Here is a 15,977-nt window from a genome sequence, read left to right as displayed (position 1 = left end):
CCCTCGGCCAGACTCTACGCCCGCGCACAGCGAGATCGCACCGCGGTCGGCTGCGTCCGGCAACACGAGTCGAGTCCGACAGATAATGAGTCAGATTCCTGGTCCCCTGATCGGCCTGATCGTGATCGTCGTTGCCCTTTCATTCCTGTCCCCGTACTTCCTGACCCCTCGCAATTTGCTCAATATTCTTAGCCAAGTCTCAGCTGTCGGCGTCATGTCGGTCGGAGCGCTACTGATCATCCTTCTCGGAGGCATCGACCTGTCGGTTGGCTCCGTGCTGGCGCTCAGCTCCATGTCCATGGCCGCGATGTACAAAATGGCCGGGTGGCCTTTCGAGGTCGCTCTGGTCGCGGGCCTTCTCGTGGGGGCCCTTGTCGGCCTCATTAACGGCATCCTTACCGCTTACGGCAAACTGCAACCGTTCATTGCCACGCTGGCGACTATGTCGGCAGCGGCGGGTCTCGCGTTGTTCATTACAAATGGCAACCCAATAACGGGGTTCCCTGACTGGTTCGTTGCGATCACAGCGACGAGCCTTCTCGGCATTCCTATTGAGGGCGTTATTCTCGTCGCGATATTCGCCATTGCGGCATTCTGGCTCAAGTTCAGGCCGTCGGGCCGTGCGCTCTATGCGATCGGCGGAAACGAGGAAGTAGCCCGCCTGTCCGGACTTCCCGTACGCCGCGCCAAAATTTTGGTATATACCATCGCCGGAATACTAGCCGCAGTAGCCGGTCTCCTCGTCACATCACGATTGGACTCCGCTCAGCCCACCGCCGGCGCTGCTGACCTTCTAAACGTGATTGCCGTAGTGGTCATCGGCGGTGCCAGTCTCGCTGGCGGCTCGGGCAGCCTCCTTGGCACGTTCGTCGGACTCCTCATCATCGGCGTCCTGAATAACGGAATGTCGCTGCTGAATGTCTCCGCAAACCTCCAGCCCGTGGTTATTGGCGCCGTTATCGCCGCCGCGGTACTCACTGACCGAAAGTCGAGCAGGAGACACACATGAGTGCATTCGCCACAATCACCGATCCCACCGACCTTGACGCGATCCGCGCGGTCATCGCCTCAACACCCGACGCGGTCGAACTGGTGCCACTCGGCATCCGCTCCCTGGTGATTTCGCCCGAAGCAAGCTTCGGCTTGGTCCCAGCGGTGAAAGGCTTGGTAGCCGACGGATCGACGGAGGTGTCCCGAGTAGTCGTTCTCGTCGACGAGACGACCATCCTGCGCGACGGCCGCGACCTGAAACAGCAACTGTGCGAACTCCTTGCCGAGGCGTTCGCGGTGCAGATTGTCGTTCTCGGCCACGCGGGACAGCTGCACGCCGACGAAGACGCACTCGAAACTGCGACGGCTGCCATTGAAGGATATGACTGCGCCGTTGCGATCGGTAGCGGCACGATTTCCGACATTGGAAAGGTCGCCACCGACCGCCAAGGTGGAATTCCGCTCGTGATCGTGCAGACCGCAGCATCCGTCGACGGCTTTACCGACAACGTCTCGGTAGTCTTGCGCAACGGGGTGAAGCGCACTATCCCCTCCCGGTGGCCCGACGTAGTGCTCGCCGACACGAAGACGATCGCAGACGCTCCCGTTGCCATGAACACTGCCGGTTTCGGTGAGGTGCTCTCGCTGTACACCGCTCCTGCCGACTGGGAACTCGCCAACCGCCTGGGCTTCGACACCAGTTTTCGGCTGACCCCGCGGGATTTCCTGCTCGAGTTCGCTGGTGACCCCGCCACGTGGGCAGACGGTCTCGCCGAGGGTGCGCCCGGAGCAGTGCTTGACCTCACCCGAATGCTCGCCATCCGCGGAATGGGCACAGGGATTGCGGGTACCACGGCGTGCCTCTCCGGTGTTGAGCACGTCGTTTCGCACATGCTCGACATGTATGCCGCCGCCCACAACCTGCCGACAGGCCTCCATGGAGCTCAGGTTGGCGTTGCGACTCAGATTGCGTCCGCAGCGTGGGATCTATTGCGCCGCCGGGTCGCCGCGGGTGAGTTCACCCTCCGTTTCCCGTCAGCGAGCGACCTCGAACAGCAGGTGAAGCGAGCGTTCGATGTGTGCGACGAGACCGGCGGTCGCGGTGAGGAATGCTGGTCCGATTATGCCCGCAAGATCAAGGCGTGGAACGCCGACCCCGAGCGTATGAAGGGCCGCGTCGCCAACGCGATCTCCGATGGTGTCGCTATCGCTGCCGCCGTCCCCACGCCCGCGTCATTATCGGCCGGTCTGCTCGCCGCGGGCTCACCCACCACCCCGGGCGACCTTGTCGACTGGGTCACCCCGGAAATCTGGCGGTGGGCTGTCGCGAACTGTCTGTTCATGCGCGACCGGTTCACGGTCATCGACCTGCTCTTCCTTCTTGGTTGGTGGACGCCGGCCGATGTGGACGTGGTGATCGAGCAGGCCTTTCAAGCAGAGAGTGAGCCGATGTCATGAGAGATGATCGCGTGGTCATTGCGGTGGACTGCTCAACCACCGGCGCCAAAGCGAGTGTCTGGAACGCGGATGGCACCGAGGTTGCCAGTGGGCGGGCCGAGCTTGATTTGAATATCCCCGCGCCGGGGCGCGGCGAACAAGATCCGCGCCAATGGTGGACAGCTATGCAAAGCGCGGTGCGCAGTGCCGTCGAAGGCCTCGACGTCAGCCGTGTGGTTTCCCTGACCGTAACGCACCAGCGCGAGAGTTTCGTGTGCCTCGACGACGACGGCGAAGCTGTGCGACCGGCGATGCTCTGGCTCGATTCCAGGGCCGGTGAGCAGGTGGACCAGTTTGGTTCGGCCGATGTGCACGACCGCACCGGGAAGCCGCCGAACACGACCGTTTCGTACTACAAACTGCTCTGGTTGGCCGAGCATGAACCCGAGGTTTTGCGCCGTACGGCGCACGTCGTCGAGGTGCATGGCTATCTAGTGCACCGCATGACTGGCCGCTGGGCAACCTCAACGGCAAGCATGGACCCCACCGGCCTCATCGATATTCGAACCGGCGACTATGACGCAGCTGTCCTGACGAACCTCGGTCTCGACCACTCGCAATTGTCGGCCCTGTATGCTCCCGGAGACGTTATCGGTGGCCTCACGATCGATGCCGCCGAGCTTCTTGGCCTGCTCCCTGGCACGCTCATCGTCGCGGGAGCCGGTGACGGACAGTGCGCCGGGCTCGGGGCGGGGGTCGCGGAACCGGGGCGGGCGTACCTCAATATCGGCACGGGCCTGATCTCGGGCACCTACTCCTCTAAGTACCAGCCCGACAGGGCGTATCGAGCGATGATGGGTACGATTCCGGGCAGCTTCGCGTACGAAACCTTCGTGGGGGCGGGCACGTACATGATCTCCTGGTTCATCGATACGTTCACTCACGCCTCGGAGAAGTTTCGCGGCGGGGTCGAGGCCACCCTCGAGTTCGAAGCCTCGGTGGTGCCTCGGGGCAGTGACGGCCTTTATGTTGTTCCCTACTGGAACGGCGCTCTCACGCCGTACTGGGACCATGAGGCCCGCGGCATCATGGTGGGTCTTCAGGGCGTGCACCATCGCGCCCATATCTATCGCGCCGTGCTTGAGGGCGTTGCTTTCGAATTGCGGCTGAGTCAGGACCAGGTCGAGCAGGCAACGGGGGACACCGTGGAAGAATTTGTAGCCATGGGTGGAGGGTCGCAATGCCCGCTGTGGTGCCAGATCATCGCTGATGTTCTGCGCCGGCCCATTGTATTGTCGCGCCAAAGGGAAACAACCTGCCTAGGCGCGGGCATGCTCGCGGCCTTCGGGGCGGGACTTTTTCCCAGCATTGGCCACGCGTCCGAGGCCATGAGTGCCACCGAGGTCCGATATGAACCCGACCCGAAAGCTGCCGATGACTACGAAGTGCTGTATCGCCGCTACGCGGCGATCTACCCCGCGTTCCGCTCCTTTTTCCACGACCGAATCGAAGTGATCGCGTGAGTGAAACGACCGTTACCAGCACGGGCCTGCCCTCGGCGCCGACCGGGAAGGCCACACCACGGGCGCTGCCCGAACGGGTCTACGACGCCTACCTGTTCGACTTGGACGGCACCATTTATCTCGGTGAGGAACTTCTTCCAGGAGCGCTCCAGCTCCTTGCGCACCTCCGCGAGACGAAACGTCGGGTGGTGTTTCTCTCAAACAACCCAACTCTCGACCGGGCAATGTACGTCTCTAAGCTCACGAAACTCGGCATCCAGGTTGCACCCGAGGAAGTTGTCAATTCAGTGGTGAGCATGGTCGCTTGGCTTAGTCGCGAACACCCCGGTAAAACGGTCTATCCGATCGCTGAACAACCGCTCATTACGGCACTGCGGGATGCGGGCATCCCTACGTCGTCGAACCCCGACGAGATAGAGATCGTCTTGGCGAGCTATGACCGAGGTTTCGACTATTCCAAGCTCCAAATAGCATTTGACGCTTTGTGGAAGCGGGATGCGATTCTGGTGGCGACCAACCTTGATCGCTATTGTCCGTTTCCGGGCGGCCGCGGTGAGCCTGACGCGGCGGCGATTGTCGCTGCGATCGAGGCGTGCACCGGTGTGCCCTGCGTCGCTAACGCAGGGAAGCCTAGCGTGATCATGCTTGAAACGGTGATGGCAAGCCTTGGGCTGCGGCCAGAGCAATGCCTCATGACGGGCGATCGCCTGTACACGGACGTGAAAATGGCCGTGGATGCCCGGATGGATTCCGCGCTTGTTCTCACCGGAGACGCCGACCTCGACTCGGTGGCGCGCACCGCTGCAGCGGACCAGCCCACCTACATTCTCGACCGAGTGGACCACGTCATTCCGGTGGTGATACGGCATGAACTTGGTTGGTCGGATGTCCCATCCGTGTCGCTTGCAGTGGGACACAGAAATGCGTAGCATAGAGTTTCACAACGCGAATGAATATTCACTCGCGAACGCAGACGAAGACGTCGAAAGAAAGGCGGTTCCCAATGGCCGAACTGACACGCGATACCCTGCGTGAGATGCAGCTGCGAATGTTGAGAATCCGAGCGTTCGATGAACGCGCGTCCAAGATGGTGAAACGAGGCCACATTCCCGGCACGGTTCACACCAGCATTGGGCAAGAAGCGCAGGTCGTCGGCGCCACTATGGCCCTTGGCGCGGGTGATTACATGAGTGGAAACCACCGCAGCCACGGACACCCCATCGGAAAAGGCTCACCGCTCGGCCCGCTCATGGCTGAGCTTGTCGGCAAGGCGACGGGCGTCTGCAAAGGTAAGGGCGGTTCCCTGCACCTCGCTGACTTCGCGGTCGGGAGCCTCGGCGAGTCCGGCATCGTGGGGTCCTCCATCCCGATCGCCAATGGAGCAGCCCTCTCGTCGAAGGTGCTGAACAACGGCAAAGTAGCGCTCGCCTTCTTCGGCGATGGAGCCGCCAATCAGGGTGTCCTCTACGAGTCGATGAACATGGCCGGCGTCTGGGACCTCCCGATGATCTTTCTGTGCGAAAACAACCAGTATGCGTTGAGCACCCCGGCTCACACCGTGACATCGGGCATCATTTCCGAGCGTGCCGCTGGATTCGGGATGCCCGGAATCAGAGTTGAAGAAGGACAAGACGTTCTGGCTGTCTACGACGCGGTCTCCGAAGCGGTGGCACGGGCGCGCGCCGGGGACGGCCCCACACTGGTGGAGGTCATGACCTACCGGTACAACGAACACTCCGAAGGGCTGAGACTCGGCACGGACTACCGGAACGCCGATGAGCGCGAGGCCTGGCTGAAAAAAGATCCGATCATGCTCTTTCGCCACTATCTGGCGTCGCAGGGATTCTCTGACGATGAGCTCGATGGCCTCGAAGCCACTGCGCTCGCCGAGGTTGATGCGGCTGTCGCATTCTCGGACGCGAGTCCTTACCCCGATCTTTCGGTCGCCTTCGACGACCTCTACACCGACAAGGAGTCCGCAGCATGACTGTGATGAGCTATTTGGGTGCCATCGGCGCAGCCCAGCGCGAGGCCATGGACGCCGACGAGCGTGTCATTATCATCGGCGAAGACGTCGAAGCCAATGTTTATGGCACTACCGGTGGCGGCAAATCCCGCAGTGACAAGGGTGATTTTCTTCAGCGGTACGGCAAGAACCGCATTCGCAACACCCCGATCTCCGAGGAGGGCATAGTCGGCGCGGCCGCTGGTGCTGCGATGACCGGGCTACGCCCGATAGTCGACCTCTCCTACTCGAGCTTTCTCTACATGGCCATGGACCAGTTCGTGAACCAAGTGGCGAAAAACCGGTACATGTTCGGCGGCCAGGCCTCGATGCCCGTGGTCTTCCGCTCCGCCATGTTCTATGGACTGAACACCGGCGCGCACCACTCGGACCGTCCGTATCCGATGTTCATGAACGTCCCCGGCCTGAAGATCATTGCCCCCGCCACGCCCGCAGACGCAAAAGGGCTGCTCCGCTCCGCGGTCGATTCCGACGACCCGATCCTCAGCTTCGAGGCCTGCCTCCTGTGGAGCTCGAAAGAGGATGTAGACGAGAACGAGTTTTGGGTTCCGCTTGGCGTCGCACGCACGGCGCGAGTAGGAACGGATGTCACCGTCGTCGCTATCTCGAGCTCCGTGCCGGAGGCAGTGGCTGCAGCGGAAGAACTCGCAAAGGAAGGAGTGTCCGTTGAGGTCATTGATCCACGAACGCTCGTTCCACTTGACCGTGATGCCATTTTGCGGTCGGTGGCAAAGACAGGTCGCCTGGTCGTAGCCGAGCCGGCGCACCGTACCTGCGGTGCAGCGGCAGAGATCAGTGCGCTCGTCGCGGAAGAAATCTTTGATTCGCTTAAAGCCCCGATCGTTCGTGTTACGGCACCGGACATGCAAATTCCCTTTAGCCCCTCGCTCGAAAAGCAGATGTACCCGACGAAGGCCACCATTGCGGCCGCCATCCGGCGCGTCGTCGATCTGCCGGCGCTTCAGCCGGTCGCAGCCGCAGTTTAATAACGAAAGAGGAATCAAATGGCGCGTATAGATGTGTTGCTTCCCCAGTGGGGAATGGGAATGAGTGAAGGGGCAATCGTCGAGTGGCTCAAGAAGGTGGGCGACCACGTCGATGAAGACGAACCGTTGGCGGAGGTTGAGGCGGAGAAGGTTGAGGAAACCCTCGAGTCACCTGCCACGGGAACCCTGGTTGAGATCTTGGTCGAGGAGGGTGCCTCAGTCGAGGTCCGCACCATTCTTGCCGTGATCGAAACCGACTAAACGCGAGCCTCAACGAAAACAACGAAGCAGGAGGAGCCATGAGCTCATCTTTAGTGAACGCCGGCGATACCCGCGCACCGTATGACCTCGTCGTCGTAGGGGCCGGTATCAATGGACTCGGCATAGCGCGCGATGCGGCTGCGCGAGGCTTGCGAACCATTGTCATCGACCAGGAAGACATATGCAGCGGTGTGTCCGCGTGGTCGGGGCGACTCATTCACGGTGGTCTTCGATACCTGGAGCATAAGGACTTCGCCCTGGTTCGTGAATCCCTGAAGGAGCGCGAGCGTCTCTTCAAGCTCGCTCCGCACCTCGTGAAGCCTGTGCCGCTTCTCATGCCTTTCTACGCCCGCAACAAGCGGCCGTCGTGGTTGATCCGTCTCGGCATGATCGCTTACGACGCCCTCTCGTGGGACAAGAAGCAACCCAATCACAGTATTCTGACGAAGGGCGCGGTGCTGTCCCGCTTCACCGGGATGGAGCCTGCCGGACTCACAGGTTCCGCGGTATTTATCGACGGGCAGGTTGAATACGCTGAGCGCCTCTGTGTTGAACTCGCGGTAGCAGCAAAGAGTGACGGGGCCGACATCGTCACCCACTCCCGCGTCGATGGGCTGTTGAAGTCCGATGCTCGAGTGACCGGCGTTGAGTACACCGATTCCATCACGGGAGAACGTCATTCCGTGCGCGGACGCGTGGTCATGAACGCTGCAGGCCCGTGGGTCGACCGCCTGCTGGCCGACTTTGGGGGAGTCAATTCACCCCGATTCATCGGCGGCTCGAAGGGCAGCCATATTGTCGTAGCCCCGTTCCCGGGGGCGCCTCGCGACGTCGTGTACTACGAGTCGCAGGCGGATGGCCGTCTGGTCCTCGTCATACCGTGGATGGATAGATACCTCATCGGCTGCACCGACAACCTCTACAACGAGGAACCGGACTCTGCTCGCGCAGAACAGTCGGAGATTGACTACCTTCTCAACGAGGTCAACACCCTCGTGCCGGGCGCGAAACTCACCACCGACGATGTTCTTTACACGTATAGCGGAGTGCGACCACTGCCCTACGCGCCTGGTGTGCCCGAATGGAAGATTCCGCGGAGTCACATCATCCACGACCACGCTAAAGACGGCGTCGAAGGCCTCTTCTCCGTCATCGGCGGAAAGCTCACGACGTTCCGACAGCTCTCTGAGGACGCCGTTGACTTAGCGCTTCGCAGCCTCGGTGCTAAGAAGATCAAAACAATTACGCTGACGAGTCCCCTTCCTGGTGCTCGAGTAGCAAACTATGAGGCCTTCTCGAAGGCGTTCATTGCGAACGGCGCTGTGCCGCCACTAGTGGCGAAGCGCCTCCTCGCTCTGTACGGAGTGCGGGCAGCGAACATCGTGGCTCTGGTGAGTGACGATGCCAGTCTCGCTGAAATCGTCGACAAAAAGTCGGGGGCTCTGGCCGCTGAAGTGGTTTTCGCCATCCATGAAGAATTCGCCCGAACTCTCACAGACGTTATGGCACGACGTCTTCTGCTGGCGTTTGAACCCGATCACGGCATCCAGAGCGTCGAGCGGATCGCGGAGATCATGGCGGCGATCAACGGCTGGGATGAAAACCGTATCCAGGAAGAGATCGACGGCTACGTTGAGTGGCTCGGCCACCTAGCCGTCCCCGGCCGACCCACAGCGCAAATTCCGGGTCGCGCGACATCCGGTGAACGGCAAAGTGGGTTGACCGTCGGTGATGTCGGCCTCCAGGGCGGCCGGGCAGACCTATGACGGGCCGCTATGTCCTCGCGCTCGATGAAGGGTCGAGCAGCGCGAGGGCGGTACTCGTTGATACAGACGGGCGGATCGTCGCGGAGGCATCAAATTCGCTCACGCCCCTTTTCCCCAACCACGGCTGGGTCGAGCTTGACCCGGCCCAGCTGTGGACTGCGATGCGGGCAGCGATCGACGAGGTTATGGATCGGTCGGGGCTGACGGCGCGCGATATTGCAACGGTCGGGGTGACCACTCACCGGGAAACCTGTTTGATCTGGAATCGATCCACCTCCATCCCCGTGCACAATGCGATCATGTGGTCTTCACATCAGACCGATGAGATCGTGCAGCGCTGGTCCGACATGGGGCTCGACGCCGAAATCCGCACGCTCACCGGGCTTAGGAACGACTCGTTTTTTTCCGCCCCTAAACTGGCCTGGTTCATCGAGAATATCCCGGGACTCAAAGCGCTTGCAGGCACGGGCGACTACGCTGCCGGAACAGTCGACACCTGGCTTGTCTGGAACCTCACCGGCGGGCGTGAGCACGTCACCGATGCGACATCGGCGTCGCGCACGGCATTGCTCAACATTAATGAACTTGTGTGGGACGACCGACTTTGCGACGTGTACGGAATCCCGCAGGAGCTACTCCCCGAGGTGCGATCTTCCAATTCGCACTTCGGATACCTTGACCCCAGCATTCTGCCCGGCGGCATCGGCCATCACATACCCATCCAAGCAATCATCGCTGATCAGCAGGCTGGACTTTTTGGGCAGGGATGTTTCGACGAGGGCTCAGTCAAGAACACGTTTGGAACCGCTGGCGTGCTCGTCGCCAACGTCGGGAGCAGCCCACTCCTTCTCCCCGGAATGACTACCAGCGTGGCGATGAACATTCCCGAGCTCACCAGCTACGAAGTCGAAGGGGTGGTATTCCACAGCGGGCAGACGCTTCATTGGCTGCGTGACAAGATGCGGGCTGTTGGATCCGTAGCGGAGATGGAGCGCATCGCAGAACGGGTCACAGACACCCAGGGCGTCTACTTTGTTCCCGCGTTCGCCGGCCTCTGCGACCCTTACTGGGACAAGGACGTCCGAGCCTCAATTTTTGGATTGACTCTTGACACGGGCATCGACCAGATTGTTCGCGCGGCGCTCGAAGCCATGGCGTACCAGACGCGCGACAACCTTGATGCCTTGCGTGCCGGCGGTATGAGCGTGACGTCGCTGAAGGTAGACGGAAAAGCGGTTTGCAACAACTTTCTGTGCCAGTTCCAAGCCGACATCCTTGGCATGCCGGTCGTTCGGCCGGAGGGCCTCGAACGCACCGCTCTCGGAGTCGCCTATATTGCCGGAGCAGAGGTGGGTCTGTGGAACGCACAAGATCTCGTGCGCGACACGTGGCGCGTGGAGCGCGTGTTCGAGCCCCGCATGAGCAGCGACCGACGCGACCAGCTCTACGGCGGTTGGCAGTCCGCCGTGCGATCCGCGCGCATGATGCCGCCGGCACCGCCTTACCCAACCAACGGGACGGTCCCAGATTCCGTCCCGGTACTGGCCGCACACTGACGTGCTGGTCTAACAACTGAACCAATCGAGAGGATCATGATGACCACGAAGACAGCCGAAAACTATGTTGCCCGCGCCCGAGCAGGTGGCTATGCAGTAGGTGGTTTCAATATGCACAACCCTGAGACCACGCAAGCGCTGATCGAAGCGTCAATTCGCGCTCAATCCCCAGTGTTCCTGCAAGTTGGGCGGGCGATTGTTCCTCACATGGGTCTTGAGGCTGCGTACCGCATGACCCGTCGTGAACTCGACGGTACAGGCGCGGATGCGGTCATCCACCTCGATCACGGTACGTACGACGAGGTCTTCGAAGCCCTGCGTCTTGGATTTGACTCGATCATGTTTGACGGCTCGCACTTGCCGTTCGAAGAGAACTTGAAAACTACGCGCTACGTCGTTCAGGTTGCACATTCATTCGGCGTTCCAGTAGAAGCGGAACTGGGCAGCATTCCCGATGCATCCAACGGAATCGACTGGTCAGCGCACTACACCAACGTCGACGAAGCCGAAAGATTCGTCGCGGAAACCGGTGTCGATTTCCTAGCGATTTCGGCAGGTGTGATGCACGGCATCACCTCTGGTGACCCACTGCCCCTGGACATCGAACGAATCCAACGCATTCGGGATGTCACGGGCGTTCCCCTCGTTCTGCATGGAGCATCGGGAGTACCGGAGTCGGATATCAGCGCCGCGATCGCGGCTGGCGTGCACAAGCTGAACGCCGATACTGATCTCCGCCATGCCTTTCGCCGCGGTATCGAAGAGACCTGGGCGCAGGGTGACCGCCAGCTCGAAGACGCCATGTCCGAAGGAAAGCGCCAGATGATCGAAGCGACGATCGCAAAGATGCGCGAGTACGGGTGTGCCGGTGCCTCGACAACCGCCGTTCTGACCGAAGCGCGGGCGTGATGACGCAACCACTAGATCTCGACGAGGGCCAGCGTACCGAGCTGAAGGGCATGCGTCGCACCGCGGCGCGGCGCATGGTCACGGCGTGGGAAGCGCCCGTCTTCCACCTCACGGTCGAGGTTGATATGACGGAGGCGTCGCGTGCCAAGATCGTCGTGCCGGGGGCGACCGTGACCGATGTGCTTGTTCGTGCGACCGCGCACGCTCTGATCTTTGTTCCGGCGGTGAACGTGCACGTGGACGGCGAGGCGGTCGTATCTTTCCCCCGAGCCCACGTGGGTATAGCTGTCGCCACGGACAAGGGTCTGACAGTACCGATTATTCACAACGCCGATCAGTTGAATCTTGAAGAGATCGCTCAGCGCCGGCGCGACATCGTCGGCCGTGCACGTTCCGGCGGGCTGGGGCGCGACGACATCACGGGAGGGACGTTCACGATTTCGAATCTTGGCATGCTCGGGGTGACCCGCTTCGATGCCATCGTCAACGCGCCCCAGGCTGCCATCCTGGCCGTCGGCGCCACCATCCGCCGTCATGTTTGGACTGAGGATGGCGGAAGTTGGCGTCCCATCGCCGAACTGACCCTCACCTCGGATCACCGCGCCCTGGATGGAGCGGTTGCGGCCGAGTTTCTCGGAGCATTGAAGACGAAACTGGAAGCGCCGCTGTAACAACGTGTATTCGATGGCGGCGGCTCGCGGTGCGGGCCGCCGCTCACCTATCTTCACTCCTGCAGCAGCCGCTCTGCCGTTTCCATATCCGTGACCAGAGTGTCGATCCAATGACCGCGAAGCGCTGCCCGCACTGCCTCGTATTTCGACCTTCCACCAGCGACGGCAAAGCGGCCGCCCGTGCCGGGAAGCTGGGCCAGGGTCACGCCAATCACCAGGGAATCAAGCTCACTCTCGATCGGGATTCCCTCCGCATCGATGAATCTCAGGTTGATTTGTCCGACGGCGCCGAGGGATTTGGCCATTTCGAACTGTTCTACGGTGAAAAAGTTGCCGCCCGGTTCCAGCGGCGCGTCGATATTGCAGGTACCGATACCGACGAGAGCAACGTCCAATTCATCCAACGCCGCGATCGCCTCGCGGGTGTGTGCGTCGGAGCTAATCATTGCCTCACGCACTTCCGCCGAAGACAGAACTCCGGGGGCGCGGATGAACAGTGGCGTCCCGCCGATTAGGTCAGCAAAGCGTTGCGTGGAACGGGTGGAATCATGCTGCAGCTGTGGTGGGCCGACGTCCCCGAGCATCTCGACGATGCGAGTGGCGTCGGACCTCTTTTTCGACGGTTCGAGGGTGGTCACGAGTGAACGCAGTGACCGGCTCCACGAAGTAAAGCCGATAGTTTTGCCCGATAACTGCATTGCCGAGAGGATGAGTGCGGCGGCTTCGCCGAGGTCGCGATTGATCCCACCCTCGTCGTCCAGATCCAGCGCTTCAACGACGTGAACTTGGGACAACCCGTAACGCCCTTGCAGATCTTCTTCGATCTCCGCGTGCAGGCCCTCGGGGACGACAACAACCGTTCGGACAATTTTCGCCTGCTCTGCGGCCTGTAACAGTCGGGACACGCGCGCTTGCGATATGCCCAAGCTCGACGCGATATCGATCTGCCGGATGCCGTGCGTGTAATACATACGCGCAACCTTGGTCATGAAGCGGCGCGGTTCCGGATCAGCAGACATGACTCTTCCTTTCACTAAGATACGCAAGTGTATCAACATTCGTCGATTGCAAGAATATCCAAAACTCCCTAGGCTGGACTGATTAGTGTTTCGGGAATCAGTGGTGCAAGGAGGCCGACGGATGGCGATCCCACGGAGCGTCCGCACTTGTCGCGTTCGTCCGGCCCCGCACCTTGGCAGCGAAAGCCGCCAATACTGCGACCGCAAGGGTTCCGTTCTGCGTCTTACGGTCAAGAATTGCCGTGACAGCATCGTCGAGCGGAACCCAGCGAAGTTCGATATTCACTTCTTCTCCAGTGGGGCGAAAGTCGGTCGCTTTTGTCTCCAGGCCACGTGCGAGAAAGACGCGGACTGCTTCGTTGCTGCCACCTGGGGTGGGGAAGAAATCCAGCAGCAGCTCCCAATTCGCGGCTGCAAGTCCGGTTTCTTCCAACAATTCTCGTCGGGCGGCCGAAATGGGACTTTCATTGGCAGCGTCGAGAATGCCTGCCGGAAGCTCCCACTCTCGTGCACGTATTGGATGGCGATACTGCCGTATCAGCAAAACACGATCGTCCTCATCCAGGGCAACGATCGCAACCGCGCCGCGATGAGAGAGATACTGCCGCGTCAAGATGGTCTCCCCGTACACGACCTCGTCGGATCGAATATCCCAAACAAGCCCCTCCAAGTCGGTCGTGGTAGAACGCACCTCATGGTGCACTTGCATATCCGCCAGCTGATCAGACAATTGATTTATCTCCTGTTCCTAGATTCAAAATTATGGTCTTGCGCGACGTGACCACGGCGAACCGGCAGTTGCACACTCGCATTCCGAAATTATCACTGGGCCGGGTCGGCAGCACGGCACAAGACGACATCGACGAATCCTTGCGCGTGCTCCGCGAGATGCAACAGGACGTTAATGCTCATGCTCGGATCAGGGCATATCGCCCGATTCCAACGGTGGCATTCAGCCGACGCGAGAGTTTGATGCCCGAATTCGCCGCAGCCTCAGCGGCCGCTCGCAGGTTCGGCTTTGACCCGGTGATCCGCCTCGCGGGGGGACGAGCGGTGGCTTACGATCAGACCTGCCTGATTATCGATCTCATGGCCCCCTTGGAGTTCTACGGTAATCACATAGCCGCCTTTGAGGTGGGCGCCGATTGCTTTCGAGATGTGCTGGGCGACCTCGGCCTCGACGCTCGAGTCGGTCCCGTCGTCGGGGAGTACTGCGCGGGTGACCATAGCGTCAATGCCCGAGGGCGAGTGAAAGTTGTAGGTATCGCTCAGCGCGCCATGCGCCGGGCCAGGCTCCTCACCGCCTGCATTGTTCTTGACAAGCCCGAGGGACTGCGACCAGTCGTGGATGCGGTCTACGGTGCAATGAACCTTGAGTGGTCGCCCGCAAGCCTGGGAAGCCTGCGTGATGAGGGTGTACGAGGAACACTCGATGAAATAGTGAACGAGCTCGTGACCGGGCTCCAACAACGACACTCGGCATGGGCACGCCCGCAGGCAAGCCAAATTGTCGAAACGCGTACGTAACTAGTCTCACATTTGAACGAAGAGGACTCCGCGAAATATTTTCGTCATTTGCGCATCATCGGATGTTGTACAGGGCTCTCGCCTCGTCCGCGGTCGCGATGGGTCGGCCGACCTCCCGAGCGATCTCTTGCGCCTGCTGCAGCAGTTCCAGGTTTGTCGGGTTGCGGGCCGGATCATAGAACAGCTCCAGTCCAGTTTTGATGTGGCCCCCCAGCTCGATCGCCCTCCGGAGGATTGAGGTGTCGTCGAGCGCACCCTGACCCCAGATCGAGATGTACCACGGATGCTTGACCTTGGCTTCCTCGATCATCCAGAGGTAGTAGTACAGGCTTTCAAGGCTCGGCTTCATGCCGTTCGTTCCGATGGGTTCTGTGGCAGTCAGACCGTAATCGCCAATGAGATAGAAATCCCACATAGAGCCGGGTGTGGAGAGCCCCTTGTTCACGTAGTGCATGGCGTGGCGAAGGTGGCCTGGTTCGTAGACGCCGAAGACCATGGGGGTGCCGTGCTCGCGCAGCATTTTGATTTGGCTGCCCACCCGCTCGTAGTTGAACCCGAATTCCGGCCCGGCGAGGTAGCCCTCGGCATCCGTTTCTGTAGCGAACAGGGTGAGCCCTGTATCGACGCAGGCAATGCGAACATTTGCCTTTTCAATCAGTAGAGGGACGTGTTGAAGCCCGTTCTCGTCTCCCTTGAGGCGAAGGTTATTGCAGGTCGTCGGGTACCAGGTGATGTCAGGGTGTTTTTGCAACACCATGTCCCAGGTGCGCATGTAGTCCTTGTATGCGTCTGCGCCCATGAGATCGAAGCTAGTGTTGTGGGCGTGGATCGCGCCGGCGCCGGCTTCCCAGCAACGAATCGCGTCTTCCGCAATCTCGTCATAGGAAATTGGCGTGTTGGGGTTCATCTCTTTCGTACGGATCCCATTGATGTGGGACTCGATAATGACCGGGTAGTCCCAATTGGGCTTCATGTCCGCATATTTGTCGAGGGCAGTGCCCATGGTCCACTTCTCTTTCTCGAGATGATTGCACCTGCAGCGATGGCGTGCGGCAAAAGCCGGACAACGATTTTTTTGGTTCCGATTCGCGAGCGTTAGCTCGACTGCAGCGACGTCGCTGATGGGGCGCTTCCGCGGACATTTCCGTTCGCGCTGGCCTCGATCGGCGTCATCGGCAGTGATTCCAACCGATTCCACCAGCAGCCGCAACACGCTGATTCTTCTGACCGAGCACGATTCGTTGACAGATATATCCCGGTTGGGATATAGAGTGAATATACACGCAGTCGATGAATAAAAACATAC

15 protein-coding genes are annotated in these 15,977 nt (G+C 60.4%); 12 read left to right on the top strand and 3 right to left on the bottom strand.

The genetic code is table 11. The annotated features are described in order from the left end of the window. Positions 1 to 121: 121 nt before the first annotated feature. The 11 genes from CXY78_RS04950 to CXY78_RS04900 all read left to right on the top strand — a co-directional run bounded on the left by CXY78_RS04950 (position 122) and on the right by CXY78_RS04900 (position 12,125). On the top strand, positions 122 to 1,009 hold the full coding sequence (locus tag CXY78_RS04950) for an ABC transporter permease (protein ID WP_233197165.1): 888 nt from the start codon (positions 122 to 124) through the stop codon (positions 1,007 to 1,009). After that, on the top strand, positions 1,006 to 2,448 hold the full coding sequence (locus tag CXY78_RS04945) for an iron-containing alcohol dehydrogenase (protein ID WP_104088317.1): 1,443 nt from the start codon (positions 1,006 to 1,008) through the stop codon (positions 2,446 to 2,448). The genes CXY78_RS04950 and CXY78_RS04945 overlap by 4 nt, the downstream gene beginning before the upstream one ends. Beyond that, positions 2,445 to 3,950 carry an FGGY-family carbohydrate kinase gene (locus tag CXY78_RS04940; RefSeq protein WP_104088316.1) on the top strand — a complete coding sequence of 502 codons (1,506 nt, stop codon included), beginning with the start codon at positions 2,445 to 2,447 and terminating at the stop codon, positions 3,948 to 3,950. Before CXY78_RS04945 ends, CXY78_RS04940 begins: the two co-directional genes overlap by 4 nt. Next, positions 3,947 to 4,879, top strand: a complete 933-nt coding sequence (locus CXY78_RS04935) for an HAD-IIA family hydrolase (protein WP_233206082.1) — start codon at positions 3,947 to 3,949, stop codon at positions 4,877 to 4,879. Before CXY78_RS04940 ends, CXY78_RS04935 begins: the two co-directional genes overlap by 4 nt. Positions 4,880 to 4,953: 74 nt before the next feature. Next, positions 4,954 to 5,937, top strand: coding sequence for a thiamine pyrophosphate-dependent dehydrogenase E1 component subunit alpha (locus tag CXY78_RS04930; RefSeq protein ID WP_198412702.1), 984 nt, complete (start codon positions 4,954 to 4,956; stop codon positions 5,935 to 5,937). Beyond that, positions 5,934 to 6,962 carry an alpha-ketoacid dehydrogenase subunit beta gene (locus tag CXY78_RS04925; protein WP_092341283.1) on the top strand — a complete coding sequence of 343 codons (1,029 nt, stop codon included), beginning with the start codon at positions 5,934 to 5,936 and terminating at the stop codon, positions 6,960 to 6,962. Before CXY78_RS04930 ends, CXY78_RS04925 begins: the two co-directional genes overlap by 4 nt. An 18-nt stretch (positions 6,963 to 6,980) precedes the next feature. Beyond that, positions 6,981 to 7,223, top strand: coding sequence for a biotin/lipoyl-containing protein (locus CXY78_RS04920; protein ID WP_092341282.1), 243 nt, complete (start codon positions 6,981 to 6,983; stop codon positions 7,221 to 7,223). A gap of 38 nt (positions 7,224 to 7,261) precedes the next feature. Continuing rightward, positions 7,262 to 8,989 (top strand): glycerol-3-phosphate dehydrogenase, encoded by a 1,728-nt coding sequence (glpD, locus tag CXY78_RS04915; RefSeq protein WP_092341281.1) that lies wholly within the window; start codon positions 7,262 to 7,264, stop codon positions 8,987 to 8,989. After that, on the top strand, positions 8,986 to 10,545 hold the full coding sequence (locus tag CXY78_RS04910) for a glycerol kinase GlpK (protein ID WP_092341280.1): 1,560 nt from the start codon (positions 8,986 to 8,988) through the stop codon (positions 10,543 to 10,545). The genes glpD and CXY78_RS04910 overlap by 4 nt, the downstream gene beginning before the upstream one ends. 36 nt (positions 10,546 to 10,581) lie before the next feature. After that, positions 10,582 to 11,454 (top strand): class II fructose-bisphosphate aldolase, encoded by an 873-nt coding sequence (locus CXY78_RS04905; RefSeq protein WP_199181836.1) that lies wholly within the window; start codon positions 10,582 to 10,584, stop codon positions 11,452 to 11,454. Continuing rightward, entirely contained in the window at positions 11,454 to 12,125 is a 672-nt protein-coding gene (locus tag CXY78_RS04900; protein WP_092341279.1) for a 2-oxo acid dehydrogenase subunit E2, read from the top strand. The genes CXY78_RS04905 and CXY78_RS04900 overlap by 1 nt, the downstream gene beginning before the upstream one ends. Before the next feature lie 53 nt (positions 12,126 to 12,178). Here the strand turns inward: CXY78_RS04900 and CXY78_RS04895 are convergent, their stop codons facing one another. After that, positions 12,179 to 13,144, bottom strand: a complete 966-nt coding sequence (locus tag CXY78_RS04895) for a sugar-binding transcriptional regulator (protein WP_158252740.1) — start codon at positions 13,142 to 13,144, stop codon at positions 12,179 to 12,181. Between the two features lie 97 nt (positions 13,145 to 13,241). Then, the gene (locus tag CXY78_RS04890) at positions 13,242 to 13,874 is read right to left on the bottom strand and encodes an NUDIX hydrolase (RefSeq protein WP_233197163.1); all 633 of its coding nucleotides are present in this window, start codon (positions 13,872 to 13,874) and stop codon (positions 13,242 to 13,244) included. A 38-nt stretch (positions 13,875 to 13,912) separates the two neighbouring features. On the opposite strand from CXY78_RS04890, the gene CXY78_RS04885 reads away from it, so the two are divergent. After that, the gene (locus tag CXY78_RS04885; RefSeq protein ID WP_140425659.1) at positions 13,913 to 14,671 is read left to right on the top strand and encodes a lipoate--protein ligase family protein; all 759 of its coding nucleotides are present in this window, start codon (positions 13,913 to 13,915) and stop codon (positions 14,669 to 14,671) included. 55 nt (positions 14,672 to 14,726) lie between these two features. On the opposite strand, the gene CXY78_RS04880 is transcribed toward CXY78_RS04885, so the two are convergent. Beyond that, positions 14,727 to 15,674, bottom strand: a complete 948-nt coding sequence (locus CXY78_RS04880; protein WP_092341275.1) for a 3-keto-5-aminohexanoate cleavage protein — start codon at positions 15,672 to 15,674, stop codon at positions 14,727 to 14,729. Positions 15,675 to 15,977: the final 303 nt, after the last annotated feature.

It is taken from the genome of Cryobacterium sp. N19 (genome assembly GCF_002929595.1).
Lineage (GTDB): Bacteria > Actinomycetota > Actinomycetes > Actinomycetales > Microbacteriaceae > Cryobacterium > Cryobacterium flavum.
The sequence above is the reverse complement of the archived record's forward strand: the minus strand, read 5'-3'. Positions and strand labels throughout refer to the sequence as shown.

What these genes read in the sequence shown, in the direction of transcription:
- CXY78_RS04940 (WP_104088316.1), top strand. Translation starts at nt 2,445, where the DNA reads ATGAGAGATGATCGCGTGGTCATTGCGGTGGACTGCTCAACCACCGGC.
- CXY78_RS04945 (WP_104088317.1), top strand. Translation starts at nt 1,006, where the DNA reads ATGAGTGCATTCGCCACAATCACCGATCCCACCGACCTTGACGCGATC.
- CXY78_RS04905 (WP_199181836.1), top strand. Translation starts at nt 10,582, where the DNA reads ATGATGACCACGAAGACAGCCGAAAACTATGTTGCCCGCGCCCGAGCA.
- CXY78_RS04900 (WP_092341279.1), top strand. Translation starts at nt 11,454, where the DNA reads ATGACGCAACCACTAGATCTCGACGAGGGCCAGCGTACCGAGCTGAAG.
- CXY78_RS04910 (WP_092341280.1), top strand. Translation starts at nt 8,986, where the DNA reads ATGACGGGCCGCTATGTCCTCGCGCTCGATGAAGGGTCGAGCAGCGCG.
- CXY78_RS04895 (WP_158252740.1), bottom strand. Translation starts at nt 13,144, where the DNA reads ATGTCTGCTGATCCGGAACCGCGCCGCTTCATGACCAAGGTTGCGCGT.
- CXY78_RS04920 (WP_092341282.1), top strand. Translation starts at nt 6,981, where the DNA reads ATGGCGCGTATAGATGTGTTGCTTCCCCAGTGGGGAATGGGAATGAGT.
- CXY78_RS04925 (WP_092341283.1), top strand. Translation starts at nt 5,934, where the DNA reads ATGACTGTGATGAGCTATTTGGGTGCCATCGGCGCAGCCCAGCGCGAG.
- CXY78_RS04880 (WP_092341275.1), bottom strand. Translation starts at nt 15,674, where the DNA reads ATGGGCACTGCCCTCGACAAATATGCGGACATGAAGCCCAATTGGGAC.
- glpD (WP_092341281.1), top strand. Translation starts at nt 7,262, where the DNA reads ATGAGCTCATCTTTAGTGAACGCCGGCGATACCCGCGCACCGTATGAC.
- CXY78_RS04930 (WP_198412702.1), top strand. Translation starts at nt 4,954, where the DNA reads ATGGCCGAACTGACACGCGATACCCTGCGTGAGATGCAGCTGCGAATG.